The sequence below is a fragment of the Brevibacterium limosum genome (assembly GCF_011617705.1).
Classification (GTDB): domain Bacteria; phylum Actinomycetota; class Actinomycetes; order Actinomycetales; family Brevibacteriaceae; genus Brevibacterium; species Brevibacterium limosum.
The window spans coordinates 44,047-61,361 of the sequence record NZ_CP050154.1 but is presented as its reverse complement, the minus strand read 5'-3'; the positions used below and the strand labels follow the sequence as shown (position 1 = coordinate 61,361).

Annotated in this window: 17 protein-coding genes and 1 pseudogene; 6 read left to right on the top strand and 12 right to left on the bottom strand. The window is 65.2% G+C overall.

Translation table 11 applies throughout. The features are described 5' to 3' along the window. Positions 1–45: 45 nt before the first annotated feature. The 4 genes and pseudogenes from fdnG to GUY37_RS00265 form a co-directional block, all read right to left on the bottom strand. Positions 46–3,231, bottom strand: a pseudogene (fdnG, locus tag GUY37_RS00285) (formate dehydrogenase-N subunit alpha); the annotation flags it as partial. Between the two features lie 162 nt (positions 3,232–3,393). Continuing rightward, complete coding sequence (locus tag GUY37_RS00275) at positions 3,394–4,116, bottom strand: class I SAM-dependent methyltransferase (RefSeq protein WP_166820794.1); 723 nt, start codon at positions 4,114–4,116, stop codon at positions 3,394–3,396. Next, on the bottom strand, positions 4,113–4,550 hold the full coding sequence (trxA, locus tag GUY37_RS00270; protein WP_039211761.1) for a thioredoxin: 438 nt from the start codon (positions 4,548–4,550) through the stop codon (positions 4,113–4,115). Before trxA ends, GUY37_RS00275 begins: the two co-directional genes overlap by 4 nt. A 134-nt stretch (positions 4,551–4,684) precedes the next feature. Next, complete coding sequence (locus tag GUY37_RS00265) at positions 4,685–5,776, bottom strand: LCP family protein (RefSeq protein WP_166820791.1); 1,092 nt, start codon at positions 5,774–5,776, stop codon at positions 4,685–4,687. 547 nt (positions 5,777–6,323) lie between these two features. On the opposite strand from GUY37_RS00265, the gene GUY37_RS00260 reads away from it, so the two are divergent. Further along, complete coding sequence (locus GUY37_RS00260; RefSeq protein ID WP_062240453.1) at positions 6,324–6,527, top strand: cold-shock protein; 204 nt, start codon at positions 6,324–6,326, stop codon at positions 6,525–6,527. A gap of 300 nt (positions 6,528–6,827) precedes the next feature. Further along, complete coding sequence (locus GUY37_RS00255; protein WP_166820788.1) at positions 6,828–7,016, top strand: hypothetical protein; 189 nt, start codon at positions 6,828–6,830, stop codon at positions 7,014–7,016. A 101-nt stretch (positions 7,017–7,117) separates the two neighbouring features. On the opposite strand, the gene GUY37_RS00250 is transcribed toward GUY37_RS00255, so the two are convergent. Further along, positions 7,118–7,762, bottom strand: a complete 645-nt coding sequence (locus tag GUY37_RS00250; RefSeq protein ID WP_166820786.1) for a GNAT family N-acetyltransferase — start codon at positions 7,760–7,762, stop codon at positions 7,118–7,120. A 125-nt stretch (positions 7,763–7,887) separates the two neighbouring features. Here GUY37_RS00250 and GUY37_RS00245 point away from each other — a divergent pair, with 125 nt between their 5' ends. Beyond that, the gene (locus GUY37_RS00245) at positions 7,888–8,553 is read left to right on the top strand and encodes an HAD family hydrolase (RefSeq protein WP_208094729.1); all 666 of its coding nucleotides are present in this window, start codon (positions 7,888–7,890) and stop codon (positions 8,551–8,553) included. Positions 8,554–8,677: 124 nt separating this feature from the next. Further along, entirely contained in the window at positions 8,678–9,898 is a 1,221-nt protein-coding gene (locus GUY37_RS00240) for an amidohydrolase (protein ID WP_166820783.1), read from the top strand. A 51-nt stretch (positions 9,899–9,949) separates the two neighbouring features. On the opposite strand, the gene GUY37_RS00235 is transcribed toward GUY37_RS00240, so the two are convergent. The 5 genes from GUY37_RS00235 to GUY37_RS00215 all read right to left on the bottom strand — a co-directional run bounded on the left by GUY37_RS00235 (position 9,950) and on the right by GUY37_RS00215 (position 13,593). Beyond that, positions 9,950–10,519: a DapH/DapD/GlmU-related protein gene (locus tag GUY37_RS00235; RefSeq protein WP_166820780.1), complete on the bottom strand. Its 570-nt coding sequence runs from the start codon at positions 10,517–10,519 to the stop codon at positions 9,950–9,952. Between the two features lie 37 nt (positions 10,520–10,556). After that, the gene (locus GUY37_RS00230) at positions 10,557–11,579 is read right to left on the bottom strand and encodes a zinc-dependent alcohol dehydrogenase family protein (protein ID WP_166820777.1); all 1,023 of its coding nucleotides are present in this window, start codon (positions 11,577–11,579) and stop codon (positions 10,557–10,559) included. Positions 11,580–11,656: 77 nt separating this feature from the next. Beyond that, positions 11,657–12,058, bottom strand: a complete 402-nt coding sequence (locus GUY37_RS00225; RefSeq protein WP_228278267.1) for a (R)-mandelonitrile lyase — start codon at positions 12,056–12,058, stop codon at positions 11,657–11,659. An 8-nt stretch (positions 12,059–12,066) separates the two neighbouring features. Beyond that, on the bottom strand, positions 12,067–12,963 hold the full coding sequence (locus tag GUY37_RS00220) for a helix-turn-helix domain-containing protein (protein WP_166820771.1): 897 nt from the start codon (positions 12,961–12,963) through the stop codon (positions 12,067–12,069). Positions 12,964–13,092: 129 nt separating this feature from the next. After that, positions 13,093–13,593 carry an SRPBCC family protein gene (locus GUY37_RS00215; protein ID WP_166820768.1) on the bottom strand — a complete coding sequence of 167 codons (501 nt, stop codon included), beginning with the start codon at positions 13,591–13,593 and terminating at the stop codon, positions 13,093–13,095. Between the two features lie 54 nt (positions 13,594–13,647). Between GUY37_RS00215 and GUY37_RS00210 the strand changes: the two genes are divergently transcribed. Together GUY37_RS00210 and GUY37_RS00205 are read left to right on the top strand one after the other, a co-directional pair. Then, the gene (locus GUY37_RS00210) at positions 13,648–14,181 is read left to right on the top strand and encodes a GNAT family N-acetyltransferase (RefSeq protein WP_166820765.1); all 534 of its coding nucleotides are present in this window, start codon (positions 13,648–13,650) and stop codon (positions 14,179–14,181) included. After that, entirely contained in the window at positions 14,178–15,404 is a 1,227-nt protein-coding gene (locus tag GUY37_RS00205; protein ID WP_166820762.1) for a winged helix DNA-binding domain-containing protein, read from the top strand. The genes GUY37_RS00210 and GUY37_RS00205 overlap by 4 nt, the downstream gene beginning before the upstream one ends. A 1-nt stretch (position 15,405) precedes the next feature. On the opposite strand, the gene GUY37_RS00200 is transcribed toward GUY37_RS00205, so the two are convergent. Together GUY37_RS00200 and GUY37_RS00195 are read right to left on the bottom strand one after the other, a co-directional pair. Continuing rightward, positions 15,406–16,242, bottom strand: coding sequence for a uroporphyrinogen-III synthase (locus tag GUY37_RS00200; protein ID WP_166820759.1), 837 nt, complete (start codon positions 16,240–16,242; stop codon positions 15,406–15,408). A gap of 93 nt (positions 16,243–16,335) precedes the next feature. Further along, entirely contained in the window at positions 16,336–17,250 is a 915-nt protein-coding gene (locus tag GUY37_RS00195; protein WP_166820756.1) for a LysR family transcriptional regulator, read from the bottom strand. Positions 17,251–17,315 lie beyond the last annotated feature (65 nt).

Here is a 17,315-nt window from a genome sequence, read left to right as displayed (position 1 = left end):
CCCGCCGACGCTGCGTCCCCGTCCGGCATCGTGGGAGGTCTCGACATCCTCGGCGGGCACTGTGACCTGCTGGTTGCCGGATTCGGGACTCAACCCGGCCTCTCGCTGGTACTTCTCGACGAAGTCGACGAGCTCGGGGCCGCGCGGACGCCTGCCGGGGATGATCGTTCCCGCGACGTACTTGCTGTTCTGGATATAGACGTTGGGGTCCATCGTCACGCCGAGCAGGTCGTTGGCGGAATCGCCTTCGACCACGGCTCCGGTTCCGCCGACACCCCAGTGGTAGGGCAGGCCGATCTGGTGGACCGTCGTCCCGCCGATCGTCAGCGGGGTCATCCGCCTGGTCACGAGCACCCGGGCCTCGATGGCCGACCGTGGGGAGACCAAGGTCGCCCAGCCGTAGGGTTCGAGGCCCACCTCCGCGGCGAGCTCCGGGGAGATCTCGCAGAACATCTCCGGCTGCAGCTCGGACAGGTACGGCAGCCAGCGGGACATCCCGCCTGCGGTGTGGTGTTCGGTGAGCCGGTAGGTCGTGAACACGTAGGGGAACACTTCGGAACCGGGCACGCCGGCACCGGGTGCGGACAGATTGTCCTCGCGGCGCATGACCATCCGGGTCGGAGAGTTCTGCTGGGGGTACAGCGGGTTCGTCACCGCCGATTCCTGCGGTTCGTAGTGTGTGGGCAGGGGGCCGTCGACCATGCCGCTGGGAGCGAACAGCCAGCCCTTGCCGTCGGCCTGCATGATGAAGGGATCATCGCCGTCGAGGTGGTCGGGTCCGCCATAGGCGACATCCGATCGTGCCGAGGGTGCCCGGTCGATAGGGAAATCAGGCACATCCTTGCCCGTCCACTTCCCGGATTCCTCATCCCACCACACGAACTTCTTCCGTTCCGACCAGGGAGTTCCGTCGGGGGCCGCGGAGGCGCGGTTGTAGAGGAGGCGGCGGTTCGCCGGCCATGCCCACGCCCATTCGGCCGCGGTCTCGTCCTGTTCGCTGCGCGGTTTGCGTCGGGCGGCCATGTTCACGCCTCCCGCGTAGACGCCCGCGTAGATCCAGCAGCCGCCGGCGGTGGTGCCGTCGTCGGTCATCTGGTTGAAGTTCTCCAACGCCTGCCCGTCCCGCTCACCGCCGACGAAGTAGCCGTTGATCTCCCTGACGACCGACTCGGCGTCGACTTCGCCCTCGTCATCGACCGGATAGTCCCAGGTCATGTCGAGCAGCGGCCGATCGCGCGGGTCATCGGAGTCTCTCAGCTTCTCCCGCACGGCCTTGCCGAGCTCGAAGAAGAAGTCGAGTTCGCTCTGCGCGTCGCCGGGCGGGTTGACGGCCTTGTGCCGCCACTGCACGAGGCGTTGGGTCTGTGTGAACGTGCCGGCCTTCTCCGTGTGGTTGGCGGCAGGCAGGAAGAACATCTCGGTGTCGATGTCCTCGGTCTTCAGCTCCCCGGTCGCGATCTCCGGGCCGTCCTTCCACCAGGTGGCGGACTCGATGAGGCTGAAGTCGCGGACGACCATCCACTTCAGGTGGCTCATCGCCATCCGCTGCATGCGTCCGTTCGCCGACCCCACGGCCGGGTTCTGGCCGAGCAGGAAGTATCCGTCGACGCCGTCGGCGAGCATCCGCACCTGCGTCTGGTAGGTGCCGTGGGCTCCGTTGATCCGCGGCAGGTAGTCGAAGGCGAAGTCGTTCTCCGGCGTCGCCGCGTCGCCCCACCAGGCCTTGAGCAGGTTCGCCGTGTAGGCGCGGCCGTTGGCCCAATAGCCCTTGTGGGTCTCGGGGGTGCCGACGGCTGCGACGTAGTCGTCGAAGGTGTCGTGGACTCCGGCGCTGGGCATCGGCAGGTAGCCGGGCAGGAGGTTGAACAGCGTCGGAATGTCGGTCGAGCCTTGGATCGTGGCATGACCGCGCAGGGCCATGATTCCGCCGCCCGGGCGACCCATATTGCCCAGCAGGAGCTGGAGGATCGAGGCCGTGCGGATGAATTGCGCGCCGAGGCTGTGCTGGGTCCACCCGACCGCATAGGCGAAGCACGTGGTCCGGTCCCGGCCGGAGTTCTTCGTGACCGACTCGTAGAGGTAGTCGAAGTCGTTCGGCTTGATGCCGCAGTTCTCGGCCACCATCTCCGGGGTGTAGCGGGAGTAGTGATGCTTCAGGATCTGCAGCACCGAACGCGGGTCGCTCATCGTCTCGTCACGGACCGGTGCACCCTCGGCGTCGGTGTGGTACGACCACGACGAGTTGTCATAGGAGTGCGTGTCCGTGTCGAATCCGGAGAACAGACCGTCGAGGTCTTCGGCGCCGATGAAGTCGTCGCTGATGAGGTTCGTCGCGTTCGTGTACGCCCGTACGTACTCGGAGAAGTACGTGCCCTCGGACAGGACGCGATTGATGAGCGCACCGAGCAGCACGATGTCGGAGCCGGCCCGGATGGGCACATGCCTATCGGCGATCGCGGTGGTACGCGTGAAACGAGGATCGACGTGGATGACGCGGGCACCTCGGGCCTTGGCCTCGGTCACCCATTGGAAGCCCACGGGGTGGCACTCGGCCATGTTGGAGCCCTGAATGATGATGCAGTCCGCATTCGCCATATCCTGGACGGGTTGAGTGGCGCCGCCGCGCCCGAACGAGGTTCCCAGACTGGGAACCGTGGCGGAGTGTCAAATACGCGCCTGGTTCTCGATCTGTATCGCCCCGGCCGCGGTGTAGAGCTTCTTCGCGAGGTAGTTCTCTTCGTTGTCGATCGTCGCCCCGCCGAGACTGGCGATGCCCATCGTGCGCCTGAGCGGGTGGCCCTTGTCGTCGACGTCCTCCCAGTGGTTGCGGCGGGCTTCGATGAAGCGGTCGGCGATCATATCGATCGCGGTGGACAGGTCGATCTTCGTCCAGTCCTTGGCCTTCGGGGCCCGGTAGAGGACGTCGGTGACGCGGCCGGGGGCGTTGACGAGCTGTTCGCTGGCTGCGCCCTTCGGGCACAGTCGGCCTCGTGAGATCGGCGAATCCGGGTCGCCTTCGATCTGGACGACCTTGTCGTCCTTGACGAAGATCTTCTGCCCGCAGCCGACGGCGCAGTACGGGCACACGGATTGGACGACCTTATCGGCCGTGGCCGTGCGTGGAGTGGTGTCTCGAGTCGTCGGAGACACGACTGATTCTCCGCGTCCGGACTTATCGGACGTGCGGAACTGCCGGAGTACCGGCCACTCGAGGAAGCTGAATCGAGCCATGGCTCCACCATAGACCCTCATCGGGCGGAAATGCACCTGGTGAGACCGGGTGATTCGCCCCTGTCTCAGAGGCTGGGAATCACCCGGTTCACCGAGGCGGCTCCGCCGTCGGTCTCGACTGCGGAGCTCTTCGTGCATAGAGCTGAACTCGGGCTGTGGAGTTCAGACTCGGCGGGCCAGGAGAACCGCGTCGTCGAGTTCGGCGGGTTCGCCTGACGGTGAGATCACCTGTCGTGTCCGGGTATCGGCGAGTTCGATCTCCCACCGGTTCGGGCTGGCGCCGATGAGGAGTGCGAAGTCTCCGTTCGGGCTGACCAGTTCGTGGTGGTGATCCATGCCGTGCTCGAACTTCTCGCTGTGCTCTTCGGCCCACGGCGGCATCGTCGCATGGGAGACGAGCAGAAGCGCCCCTCCCGGTGCCACGTGCGCGGCGACGCGGGCCAGCAGCTCCTCCCGGGTGTCGGGCAGCCGGGTGTGGAGGAAGAATCCGGTGACGAGGTCGAAGCCGCCTCGGCGATCGGGGTCTTCCGGATCCCAGGAGGAGACGTCGGCGACGGCGAATTCGGCGGAGACTCCGCGGGATTCCGCGGTCCGGCGGGCACGGTCGATGGCCGTGGTCGACAGATCGATGCCGGTGGCGTCCCAGCCGTTCTCGGCCAGCCAGATGACGTCGGCGCCCTCACCACAGCCGACGTCGAGGACGCGGCCGGGGGTCATGTCGGAGACGACGGCGACGAGGGATTCGTTCGGGTTTCCGGACCAGATGGCGTCGTCCGAGTCGGCGTAGCGCTCTTCCCAGGCGGCCACGGAGTCGGGCGCGCCGAAATTGCCTGCGCCGGCGCTGTCTGCGTGGGTGTGGTCGTTGTGGCTGCTGGTCGCGGTCACTTGTCGACGCCCGGGTCGGCAGGGATCGAATCGGGGGCGGCACCGTCAGCGCCGTCGGTCTCGGCGGCAGCGGCGGCTTCCTGTTTGGCCAGTTCGGCACGGACCTCGTCCATGTCGAGTCCCTTGACGGCGGTGATGACCTGTTCGAGCTGCGGGGCGGCGAGCGCGCCGGGCTGGGCGAAGACGACGATGCCCTGGCGGAAGGCGACGAGGGTCGGGATCGAGGAGATCGCGAAGAGTCCGGCCAGCTGCTGCTGGGCTTCGGTGTCGATCTTGCCGAAGACGATGTCGGGGTTGGCCTCGGCGGCCTGTTCGAAGACCGGGGCGAACTGCTTGCAGGGGCCGCACCAATCGGCCCAGAAGTCGAGGAGGATGATCTCGTTGTCGTTGATGGTCGACTCGAAGTTGTCTTGCGTGATTTCGATCGTAGACATGCCGACCAGTCTAGAAGCCGCGGATGAATATCGCCTGGACGGAGGTCATCGACGGCTCCCTGCCGGCTTCAGCCGGGGCAACCAGCGCTGCAGCAGTCTGGGGTGGCGCGAGCCGGGTCAGCGGACGAGCCGGGTCAGCCGACGATGTCCGTGATCGGTTCGTCGTCGATGATGGAGGTGAACACGTCGTCCGCCTCGGCGGATTTGACCACCCGGTTGGGGTCCTCCGGTGCGGGTGCCCACGGCATGATCTCGAATGTGATGTCGTCCTCGGGCACGGAGGCCACCGTCGTGGCCAGGGAGGCGAGCGCTCGCATCGAGTCGAGTTCGTCGTCGACGCCGATCGTCGAGGTCACAGCGTCGAGGAATCCGTAGAGGCGGTCGGGCCGAGTGAGGACCTGCCCGCTCTTGGCGCGGTCGATGATGGCTTCCATGACCATCTGCTGGTTGCCCATGCGGGAGATGTCGCTGCCGTCTCCCACGGCGTGCCGCGTCCGGGCCAAGGCGAGGGCGTCGTCACCGCCGATCGTCTGGTGCCCGGCGGGCAGATCGAGGTTCGCCTTCGGGTCCGTGAGAGGCTCGTCGAGGTCGACGGTGATTCCGTCGAGCGCGTCGACGATCGCGGCGAATCCGTCGAAGTCGACGTTGATGAAGTGGTCGACGCGCACCCCGGTGAGTTCCTCCGCCGCTGATACCGAGCAGGCCGGACCCGCGTTGAGGGCCGAATTGATCATTCCGTGCGTGGCTGCCGACGCGCCGTGGCCGGTGTCGTCGCAGGCGGGAATGTCCATGATCGTGTCACGTGGAATCTGCACGGCGTCGATGCGGCCGCCGTCGGCGGCGACGTGAGCGAGGATCATCGCATCGCTTCGCGCACCCTCGGCGCTGCCGAATCCCTGCCCCGAGGCGGTCCCGGAGTTCGCGCCTTCACCTGTGCCCGAGTCATCGGAGGCTTCCTTCGCCGATTCGAGATCGCGAGTGTCGGATCCGATGATGAGGACGTTCGTCTCATCGGTGAGCTTCTCGGGAACGTCGCCGCCGTGGGCGCGCAGCGGAGAGGACGAGATATTCGCGCCGAGGTTGTGCACCGCCACCGCGATCGTCACGGGGGCACCGATGATGAGGACCGCAGCCACGGCGACGAAGGTGCGCCGGCGCCGGTACTTCGCGGCGAGGCGTCGCTGTCGGCGGGGTCCTGGCGGCGGTGACGATTCTTCGTTGTCCACGGTTCGGGTGCTCCTGCGTCGGGGTCACGGCGGATTGCATACAAAACGGAATGTATACAATCCTAAATGCCTGCGCGGTCGAGTGCACATCGCTGTGTTCCATCTCTCGACTGAAATCATTCGGCCGAAATCACCCGCAGAGCGATCACTCTGTTAAGCTGGAATCGTTCTCGCACAGAAATGTGCGGAGCAGATGGTGTCTGAAGAGCAGGTAGATTCGCTCGTCACCATGTGTTTGCCCGTCGGCGCGTGTCTGCCTTCCGCGCCCCTCATGATTTTCCCAGTTCAGTCGTCTGACGACTTCCGTCCAGCACCTTCGAGTGCATGATCGAAACCGAGTATCCCCACGATTTCGTCTGAGACAGAGACCTCACATCAGAGAACTCATCCTCACCAGCGATTCCGAGTCCTCGGTTCACCCACAGATTTTCGTTGGATCTGCGTCTGAAGATCCAGTCCAGCCAGCGGGAAAGCCGGATCCAGCAATGGGTTCGACCATCACGATCGCAGCAGCGGTCATCAGTTAAAAAATAAGGATACAAAGATTATGGCAACAGGTACCGTGAAATGGTTCAACGCGGAAAAGGGTTTCGGATTCATCCAGCCTGACGACGGTTCGGCTGACGTGTTCACTCACTTCTCCGCGATCGAAGCCTCCGGCTACCGCGAGCTCACCGAGGGTCAGAACGTCGAGTTCGATTCTGAGATGGGCTCCAAGGGCCTGCAGGCGACTCGCGTCCGCGGCCTCTGAGACTCTTAGAGGGTCTCTTCTAGAGACTTTGTCGGTCTCCATTCGAGGCCGCTGAGACACACCGGCGATCTTTCGCCCTCGCAACCGACCATGTCCGATCTCTCGGGCTGGCTCGGCGGCTTGGGTGGAGGGTCGCCGTTCTCATGCCCGGCCCGGCAGCAAGGCGCGCAGCTGCCGGGCTGCGGAAAGTGAAGCCCAGCAACCTCCTGCAAGGGATACGCATCGCTTGCATGACCAGAGTCACGCATTGACAGGGCGCCCTGTGTTTCCTAGTCTCAGACCAACGGAATGGGAGGGAAGATGCAGAACTCGAGACTGACTCGCTGGATTGTCGCTTTCACCCTGTTGGCCGTAGCCTGCATCCTCACCGCACAGGTGGGCCTGCTCCATGACTTTGCCGCGTTCCTGTGGCTGTTCGCCCTTGTGCTGCTGATCACCGCCACGACACTCGCGGTCGTTCGCGATCGTCGACGACGACGATCCAGCTGATCACTCCCGCAGCTCGACGAACCTCCGCTCTCCCTGCTACCTGACGGCGGCCCAGCAACCTTGCGCGAGGTTGCTGGGCCGCCGTCAGGTAGCAATTGGGGTCAGTGATGGGCTAGCAGGGCAACGAAGTCCTCGACTCCGCTGAGTTCGATGTCGTCGCGCCGACCGGCCTCCCAGGCCTCGCGAGTCAGTCGCCATCGCTGCAGAAGCCCGGGCTCGCCGCGGCGGATGTCCCACTCGACACCATTGCGGGCATATCCCAACGCTTCGGATACTCGATTGGATCCGATGTTGTCGATGAAGGCGTCGGAGCCGGCCTCCCTGGCGTCGAGTCCGGCGAAAGCGAGGTGGAGCATCGCGCTGCGCATCTCCGTGCCGAGGCCGCGTCCGCGCACGTCCGTCGACAGCCAGGAGAACGAGAGGACCGTCCCGCAGGTGTCGAACTTCTCCGCGATGAGGTCCTGCATGCCCACCGCTTGACCGTCGACGAGGACGGCGAATCCCAAACGGAACTTCGCGGGTCCGAATCGCCCGCGTCCGCGCCACACGCTCTGCAGCCATTTGCTCACCCGCACGTCCGGGTCGGATTCGTAGAAGGACATCGGGTCGTCGTAGGGGGCGGGTTCGACGAAGACCTTGCCCTCTCGCACGAGTGGCGCGAGCGCCGCGAGCATCTCGTCGTCGGCACCGACGAGTTCGAGTCGGGGCGTCTTCACCCGGATCTGCAGTGGCGGGTAGCCGATCATGAGACCAACCTAAGCCAGCCGGACCGAATCCACAATGGCTTGCTGACCGCGCATGGGACCCGGTTTCGCAATCGCCCGGTAGCCTGGGAACAGTCCGAACGACGCCGACCACAGGTGGTGGCCCCATGGCCCGATCAGTTTCACCCGCTCAGTCCGACTCGCACACGAATTCGGCCGATTGTCCGACCCCGACGGCCGTCGTCTTCGACCTCGGCAATGTGCTCATCGGCTGGGACCAGACGGGGCCGTTGGCTGATCGCATGAGTGCCGAGGAGTGGCAGTCCTTCGCCGAGGCGGCCGACTTCCCCACGCTCAATACCGCAGCCGACTCCGGGGTTCCGATCACCGAGGTCATCGCCCGCGCCGCCGAAGCGGACCCCTACCACGGTGAGATCGTCACCGGCTATTACGAGAACTTCGCAAAGTCCCTGACGGGTCCCATCGACGGCATGGCCGAGATCGTCGCCGAGCTGCGCGACTCCGGCGTCCGCCTGCTCGGACTGTCGAACTGGTCGGCTGAGACCATTCATCACGCGCCTGTCGTCGCCCCTGCGATCAGCGAACTCGAGGACATCGTCGTCTCGGGTCGAGTCGGACTGGTCAAACCCGATCCGGCGATCTTCGAGCTGACCCGCGACCGTTTCGGTCTCGACCCGCACCGCACTGTCTTCGTCGATGATCTGCCCGCCAATGTGGAGGCGGCCGAACGCCTCGGCTTCGTCGGCCATGTCTTCTCAAGCGCCGCCTCGCTGCGAGAGGATCTGTCCGATCTCGGGCTGCTCTGCTCATAACAGCATCCTCTTGGGTGTCACGCACCCGCAATCGGCCTCGAGCACCCGCGCGGGGACCCCGCTGATACTGTGAGAATCGTCCGCGCCTGGAGAGTCCACCCGCGACCTGATCACAGGAGACACGATGACGACACCCGCATTCCTCGACTCCATCGACACCCAGCTGGACTGGCAGCGTGAGGTCTACAAAGACCTCCACCGCCACCCCGAAGTCAGCCTCGACGAGCACCAGACCGCCGATCGCATAGCTTTGGAATTGGGCGACCTCGGCCTCGAGGTCATCCGGATCTCTGCCACCGGGCTGGTGGCCGTCATCGACAACGGCACCGAGCCCACCGTCCTCGCGCGAGCCGATATCGATGCTCTCCCCGTCGCCGAGGACACGGGCCTCGACTTCGCATCCGAGGTCGATGGTGTCATGCACGCCTGCGGTCACGATATGCATGCGGCCGCCCTCCTCGGCGCGGTGCGCCTGCTCAATGAGAATCGTGTTGCCTGGTCAGGCACCTATATCGCCTTGTTCCAACCGGCAGAGGAGAACGCGGCAGGAGCGAAGGCGATGATCGACGACGGGCTGACGTCGAAGGTTCCGACACCCGATGTGGCCTTGGCCCAGCACGTCATGCCGTTGCCGGCCGGCACGATCTATACCGCCTCGGGCCCGGTGATGTCGGCCGGGGATTCGGTGAAGGTCACGGTCTTCGGCCGGGGCGCTCACGGGTCGATGCCGCACCTGTCCGTCGACCCCGTGGTGATTGCCGCCTCGATCGTGCTGCGCCTGCAGACGATCGTGTCCCGGGAAACCGAGCCGGGTGAGTTCGCTGTCGTCACCGTGGGGGCCTCGAACGCCGGATCGAAGTCGAACATCATCCCTGACCGGGCCGAGCTGCTGCTCAATGTCCGCACCTACGACACCGCGGTGCGGAAGAGGGTCATCGCGTCGATCGAGCGGATCGTCCGCGGCGAATGCGAGGCCGCCGGGACCCCGAAGGAACCGACGTTCGAGTACTTCGACCAGTTTCCGCTGACGGACAACAGTGAGATCGTCAACGACACCGTCACCGAGGCGCTCACCGAGTTCTTCGGCGCCGAGGCGGTGCAGGAGGCCGACCCGGCGACCGCGTCGGAGGACTTCAGCGAACTGCCGAATGCTTTCGGCATCCCTTATGCCTACTGGTTCGTCGGATCCTTCGACGCCGAGAAGTACAAGGCGGCCGAGGAGGCGGGAACGGTGCTCACGGATGTTCCGGCCAATCATTCGCCATTCTTCGCCCCCGAACTCGAGCCGACCCTCGAGATCGCGACGAAGGCGCAGGTGGTCGGAGCTTTGGCCTACCTCGGCTGATCTCGCGTGGTCTCTGCTCGACCTGCGATCGGTCGCGCGGACACCGGTGCCTCACTCATCGATCGTGCGCACAACGTGCGCCGGTGATCCGACGACGACAGCGCGGGCGGGAACATCCCTGGTGACCACAGAGGCCGCTGCCACGACGGCGTCATCACCGATGGTGATGCCCGGCAGAACCGTCACGTTGGACCCGATCCAGACGTTGCGTCCGATGTCAATCGGGGCCGGATGCATATCCGCACGACGGTCCGGTTCCATCTCATGGTTGAGGGTGGCGAGGACCGTATTGTGCCCGATGAGGGAGTCGTCGCCGATCGTGATGCCGCCCTGATCCTGGAAGCTGCACCCGGAGTTGATGAAGATCCGCTGTCCCAGCGTGATGTTCTTCCCGAAGTCGGTGTGGAACGGCGGGAACAGGGTCACGGTCGGGTCGACGGGGCGACCGGTCAGTTCGGCCAGCAGGGCTCGAACCTCATCGGGTTCGTGATAGCTGCCGTTGATCTCGGCCGTGATGCGCAGGGCTTCCTGGCTGCTGCGATGCATGACCTCGTGCAGGGGCGAAGCGCCCGTGATCGTCTCTCCGTCGTTGAGCGCTGTGAGCAGATCGTTCAGTTCCACTGTGTCGCCCTTTCCGCTTGGATGTCTGACGACGGTGTCATGGTCTCAGCAGAACCTTGACGGCTTCGCGACGGTCCATCGCCGCATAGGCGTCCGCGGCATCCTCGAGACTCATGGTCCGGTCGAAGACCTTGCCCGGATCGATCGTTCTGTTCCAGATGAGTTCGATGAGATCCGGCAGGAAGCGGCGGACCGGTGCGGGCCCGCCGTGCAGATGAACAAGGCCGAAGAACAGCTCTCCTCCGGGCAGCTCGACGTCGTGTGAGACTCCGACATAGCCGACGTGTCCGCCGGGTCGTGTCGACCGGATCGCCTGCATCATCGATTCCTGTGAGCCGACCGCCTCGATGGCGCTGTCGACGCCGAGTCCGTCGGTGAGTTCTCTGATCTTCTCCACACCATCGTCGCCGCGCTCTTCGACGATGTGGGTGGCACCGAATTCTCGGGCGAGGTTCTGCCTGTCGGCATGACGGCTCATGGCGATGATCGTCTCCGCTCCCATCTGCTGTGCGGCAAGCACGCCCATCAGGCCGACCGCGCCGTCGCCGATGACGGCGGCCGACTTACCGGGGCCGACCTCGGCGGCGTCTGCGGCGAACCACCCGGTGCCCAGTACATCGGAAGCGGCCAGCAGGGACGGGATGAGGTCCTCAGCGGGTTGTCCCGGTGTGGGGACCAGCGTGCCGTCGGCATGAGGAATGCGGGCGAATTCGGCCTGAGTGCCGATCCCACCGTCGACGAAGATGCCGTTGACGCACCGTGACTGGTACCCGGCGGTGCAGATCGGGCAGGTGTTGTCCGAGATGACGAACGATCCGACGACGAAGTCGCCGGACGCGACGGTGCGCACCTCGTCGCCGACCTCCTCGACGATGCCGACGTATTCGTGGCCCATCAGCTGCTGATCCGGTGCATCCGCACCGCGATAGGGCCACAGATCGGACCCGCAGACACAAGCGGCCACAATACGGATGACCGCATCGGTGGGTTCCTGGATTTCGGGATTGTCGCGCTCCTCGACCCGGACGTCGCCGGGTCCGTGCATGATCACTCCGCGCATGGCTGTCTCCTCAGTTGTGGATTTGGGGTCGTTTCGTTCAGGTGCCGTCGTGCGGCACCCTCAGTGTCGGGGCGGTGTCAGCCCCGCGGGCGGTGGTAGTCCTCGTCGGCGACGTGCTCCAGCCAGGTGGTGGTCATCGACGGGTCGTCCGCGTTCTCGAGGATCGCGATGTGCTCCATGAAGTTCTCCGGGGTCGCCCCGTGCCAGTGCTCTTCATCGCTGGGGCAGTACACCGTCTGGCCCGGATGTGCTTCGATGATCTCCCCGTCTCGGGTGCCGAACAGTGCGATTCCGCTCGTCACATGCAGAGTCTGACCCTTGGCGTGTGAGTGCCAGGCGGTGTGTGCTCCGGGAGCGAAGCGGACCCGAGCGACGACCGTCGTCTGACCGTCTTCCTGCGGGGAAGCGATGGGGTCGACCCACACATCGCCGCTGAATTGCTCGGGCGGGTTCTTCGCAGTCGGCGTCTTAGGAAGCATACGGTGAGTCATGATCGGTTTCCCCTGTTCTCGGGCAGTCGTTCGGTGTCGGATGTCGGTGCCGTCCAGGAAGCGAGCAGCCGGAGTCTCTGCTCCGAATCCGACCCCGGTTCCGGGGTGTAGATGATCAGAGCGAGTCCCTCTTCGGCGGTGATCCGCAGCTCCTCGAAGGCGAGGACGAGTTCTCCGACGATCGGATGATTGAAGCGCTTCATCCCCGTCCCATGCGTGCGAACGTCGTGCTGGGCCCACAGAGCTCTGAACGTCTCACTCTGGGTCGACAGTTCGCCGACGAGGTCTTGGATCCCGCGGTTGTGCGGATCCCTGCCTGCCGCGCTGCGGATGATCGCCACGCACATCTGTGCGAAGAGATCCCAGTCCGGATAGAAGTCCTTCGAGGAGGGATCGAGGAACTGGAATCGCGCCAGATTCGGAGTCCGCCCGCCATCTCCGATCACCGGCGAGTAGAAGTTCCGACCGAGTTCGTTGACGGCGACCATGTCCTGCATATCGTTGCGGACGAAGGCAATCGAGTCCTTGATCGAATGGAGCATCCAGAACAGCGTCTCGTGCGGTGGACGTTGGGCGGTCGCGGGACGACGTCTGCGGCCCGACGTCGGGACGCCGTCGGCGGCACGAGCGAGATCGACGAGGTGGCCCCGCTCGGTGTCGTTGAGCAGCAGCGCCTCGGCGAGGGCTTCGAGGACAGCTGCCGAGGCCCCGCCGATCGCACCCCGCTCGAGCTTCGAATAGTACTCGACGCTCAGTCCCGCGAGAGCCGCGACCTCGCTGCGACGCAGGCCCGGAACCCGCCTCGTGCCGTGCGAGGGAAGGCCCACACGGTCTGGGGTGATCTTCGCCCGCCGCGACATGAGGAATTCGCGTACTTCGGCTCGGTTGTCCATGGTCTCCAGGCTAGACGCGTTCTCGCCTGTGAGGGATACCCTGTCAGGGCACCTCAGAGCCTCACCGGTCTGCGGGCAGAGAGGTTCATGCCCCTCGCTTGCTGATCAACGCTTCCTGTGCCGCGTGCCTCACCGCTGTTCGAAATCATCCTTCAGAGCCGTCAGCGTCCGCCGGATATTCAGACGCTGGAAGTCGGCGAAGCTCCTGCCGCGAGTGACGATGTGGTCGAAGGCCCAAGCCAGCCAGTCTGGCCAACCACGGCGATCATCCGTCCACGACTCCGTCACTCGTGTCACCTCTCCGAGGTCCTCGAATTCGTATGCCCAGCTCGCGTTCGCCCCTTCGATGCTCGGAGTGCGGCGGCCGATCCGGCGCACGGTGAAGGCGAACCGCTTGCCGGGAACAGAGTCGGTGACGACGCATTCGGTCACCCACGTCGCCGGCCCGCGACGGTTCGTCCCGTCGAACACATCGCCTGCCTGCAGAGGACCGGAGGATGAGGGTGTGGTCGCACCGGTGTTCTCCGGACTCCATCGGGGCATCTGCGTCGGATCGGCGATCTCCTCCCAGAGCTCGGCGGGGTCTGCTTTGATCATCACGCTGTCGCTGACCTGCATTATTCGTGCCATCACTGTCCCTTCGTCTCTCGTCCCACCCTAGGGGCACGGGGTAGCCTGACGTCTATGCACCCGCCCCGGACGTCTCATCTGAGACTGCGCGAGATGTCGATGGCCGACCTCGACGACATGGCCGCACTGCTCGGCGATTCCACGGTCATGGAGTTCTATCCGGCCCCCAAGAATCGCGACGAGGCGGCGGCATGGATCAGCTGGAATATGCGCAACTACGCGGAGCACGGTTTCGGCCTGTGGATTGCGGAGACCCATGACGGCGAGTTCATCGGCGACTGCGGTCTCTCCTGGCAGACGGTGAACGGGGCCCCTCATCTTGAGGTCGGGTTTCACGTGAGGGCCACGGCTCAGAGGAAGGGCTTTGCCACCGAGGCGGCCCTGGCCTGCCGTGACCATGCACGCGACCTCGGGGTCGCTCAGCACCTCGTCGCAATCATCCACCAGGCGAACCGAGCGTCTCAGCGGGTCGCCGAGAAGCTCGGCATGCGACGAGATCCGTCACTGCGGGACACCTCACCGATCCACGATGTGTACTCGCTGGACCTGTCATCGCCGTCGCCGACCGAAGCGGGCGGGGACGAATGACGGTCCGGGTCTCCGATGACGAGGTCATTGCCTTCCGCCTCGCCGCTCACCACCTCGACGAGCGGTTGAGCAGTGACGAGCTGATGACGGCTGCCGGGGCCTGCGGGATTCAGAACAGCCCGCCCGGTTCGGCCCTCACTGCGGTGCACGCACGGGTGAAGGATCTCGATCGGGACCGGTTCGAGTCGGCGGTGGGCGAGGAGAAGAACTTGGTCCAGAGCTGGTCCATGCGCGGGGCGCCGTTCTTCTTCCCGACGGCGGACCTTCCGACTTTCACCACTGGCGTGCTGCCGACGACGGAAGCATCGAAGCGACACTTCGTGCTCGGGGTCGAGCGATCCCTCGACGACCTCGGCATTGATCTCACCGACCTCCTCGACGCGGCCCGAGAAGAGATCCACGCTGTTCTCGGCGGGCGGAGACTTCCGGTCGGCGAGCTCGGCCGTGAACTCGCCGACCGTGTTGAGTCCTCGCTGACGAAGGCGCAGCGAAGGACCTGGAGAAGCGAAGGACCGTATGCCAAGGGGCAGAGCCTCGGCGAGGGCGTCGTGCATTTCGGCCTGCGGATCCTCACACTCCAGCGCGTGATCTGCTTCGCCCCACGCGAGCACAACACCGCACCGTTCGTCCTCCTCGACGAATGGCTGGAGAATGCGTCCGAGGGCATCGTGGTCGGTCCGAACGCGGGTCCGGTGTCCGACGCTGACCGGGATCGTCACCGTGCCGAACTGCTGCGGCGCTACCTCCACTGCTGTGGGCCGTCGACCCGCGCCGATTTCGCAGCCTGGCTGGGCATCCGATCCACCGAGGCTCAGCCCTGGTGGGACCTGCTCGACGCGGAGATCACCGAAGTCGATCGGGGCCGACGGGCCTGGATGCTCGCCGAGGACGTGGAGTCCCTCCGTGCGGCCACGATGCCCCGCGGTGTCCGTCTCCTCCCTCCCCGAGATCCGTACACGCAGATTCGTGATCGCGAGACGATCGTGTCGAAGGATCACCACTCCGAGGTGTGGAAGACGGTCGGGGAACCGGGTGCCGTCCTCGTCGACGGGAGCATCGCAGGGACCTGGCGAGCGAAGAAGAGCGGACAGCGACTCAAGGTCGACGTTGCGACATTCGCCACCGCCTCGTCGCAGGTGAAGAAGGCGATCAACACTGAGGCAGAGGCGATCAGCACGCTGCGCGCAGCGAACGACCTCGACATCGCGTTCTCCTCGGACTGAATCAGTCGGCGAGTTCACTGACCAGAGTGCGGACCAGAGCTCCGAGCCTGAATCGTTCCGGGATCACGGTTCTGATCCCCTGTTCATGCAGCGGAGCCGCGGTGACATCGCCGACCGCAGCCGCCACCACACCGTGTGCATCGTTGAATGCTTCGATCACAGCGGGCAGCAGGCCCTGTTCTTCAGCCACCGCAAGGAACGCTGCGGCACCGGGTGCCGATGTGAAGGCCACGGCGTCGCATCCGCGCTGCGCAACCTCGCGAACCGCGTCGATCACGGCGTCCGCATCGGGGGCCGGACCCCAGCGGTAGATGATGAGTGAGCGGACGTCGGCTCCTGCTGCGGCGAAGGCCTCGTCGAGCCCGTCGGCGCCGGCGCCGTGATGCTGCACGGCGATCCGCAGACCATCCACGCCCTCACCGAGAAGCACCTCCTCGATCTCTGCGCTGGTCTCGGACTCGGCGACCCAGTCAGCAGTCAGTCCGGCAGCCTGAATCGCCCCGCGCGCTTTGGGGCCGCGGGCGACGATCCGGGCTCCTGTGAGCATCGCCTGCCACTCCTCGTGCAGTCCCGCGGTCTCGGCCACTTCACCCCAGCCGGTGAATCCGATGCCGGTCGTGACCACGACGGTGTCGGGTCGGAGTTCGATGAGCTCACGGGTGCGCGCGACGAGTTCGGGGTCGTCGCTGTGCGGGATGACGGACAAGGTGGGTGCATGCACGATCTTCGCGCCGTGCCTTCCGAGGGCGGATGCGAGCTGTTCTGCGCGCCGCTGAGCTGTGAGCACGATGCGACGTCCGGACAGTTCATTGCCGACATCGGTACGGGGCTGGATCATACTCATATCCTCATCTCCCAATTCCAGCGGGGCAACTCCTGAGAGGAACAGCAACGCGCTTCTTCCGCCAGTGAGTCCGTCGCCGGGCGCAGCTCAGTTATGCCGATTGGTTCCGCCCCGGCCCTCCAGGGCGCCGCGGTAGGCGAGCATCTGATCCTTGAGCGCCTGCACAAGTGCGGCGATGGCCGGACGACGCATCGAATCGGGCCGCAGCACCAGCCAGTAGGGCAGACGTTCGGCCGCCGTGTCGGGGAAGAGGCGCACGAGGTCCGGGTGACGATCGGCCATGAAACACGGCAGGAAGCCGATACCCGCACCCGCTCGCGTGGCTTCGACGTGAACGAAGACGTTCGTCGAGGTGAGGGCATCTTTCATGGAAGGGAAGAGTCGCCTCGGCGCGTCGAGATCGTCGACCTGGAGCATGGAATCGACGAAGTAGACGAGTCGGTGGTCGCTCAGTTCGTCCACCGAGGCGGGAGTTCCTCGGGCGGCCAGATAGTCGCTCGAGGCATAGAGGCCGAGTTCGTAGTCACCGAGCTTCATCGCCTCGGCTCGATGCACGCGCGGCTCGCCGACGACGACCTCGATGTCGAGCCCCGAGCGCTGCTGCAGGGCTTGGCGGGTGACGGTGACGATTTCGACGCTCAGCCCCGGGTGTCGGCGCCGCAGCTTCGCCACCGCCGGGGAGGCGATATAGGCGCTGAATCCGTCGGTCGCCGTCATGCGAACGACTCCTGTGACCGTGTCAGGGCCCTGCCTCGTGTTCCCGAGTTCGGCAACCGCGGTCTCCATCTGTTCGGCCACCGCGACGGCTCGCTCCCCGAGGTCGGTCAGCTCCCACCCGTCATCGGACCGGGCCAGCACACGTCCGCCCAGGGACTTCTTCAAGGCGCTGATGCGTCGGGAGACCGTCGAATGGGTGAGCCCGAGGTTGTGTGCCGCCGTCGTGAACTTCGCAGTGCGAGAGACGGCCAACAACACGAGGAGGTCGTTGGGCATGGTGTCCATGTCTGCCATAGTAGGCATACCGTCACGGCTGGTCCTGTTCTCAGCGCTCAGCCGGGTGCCTGATC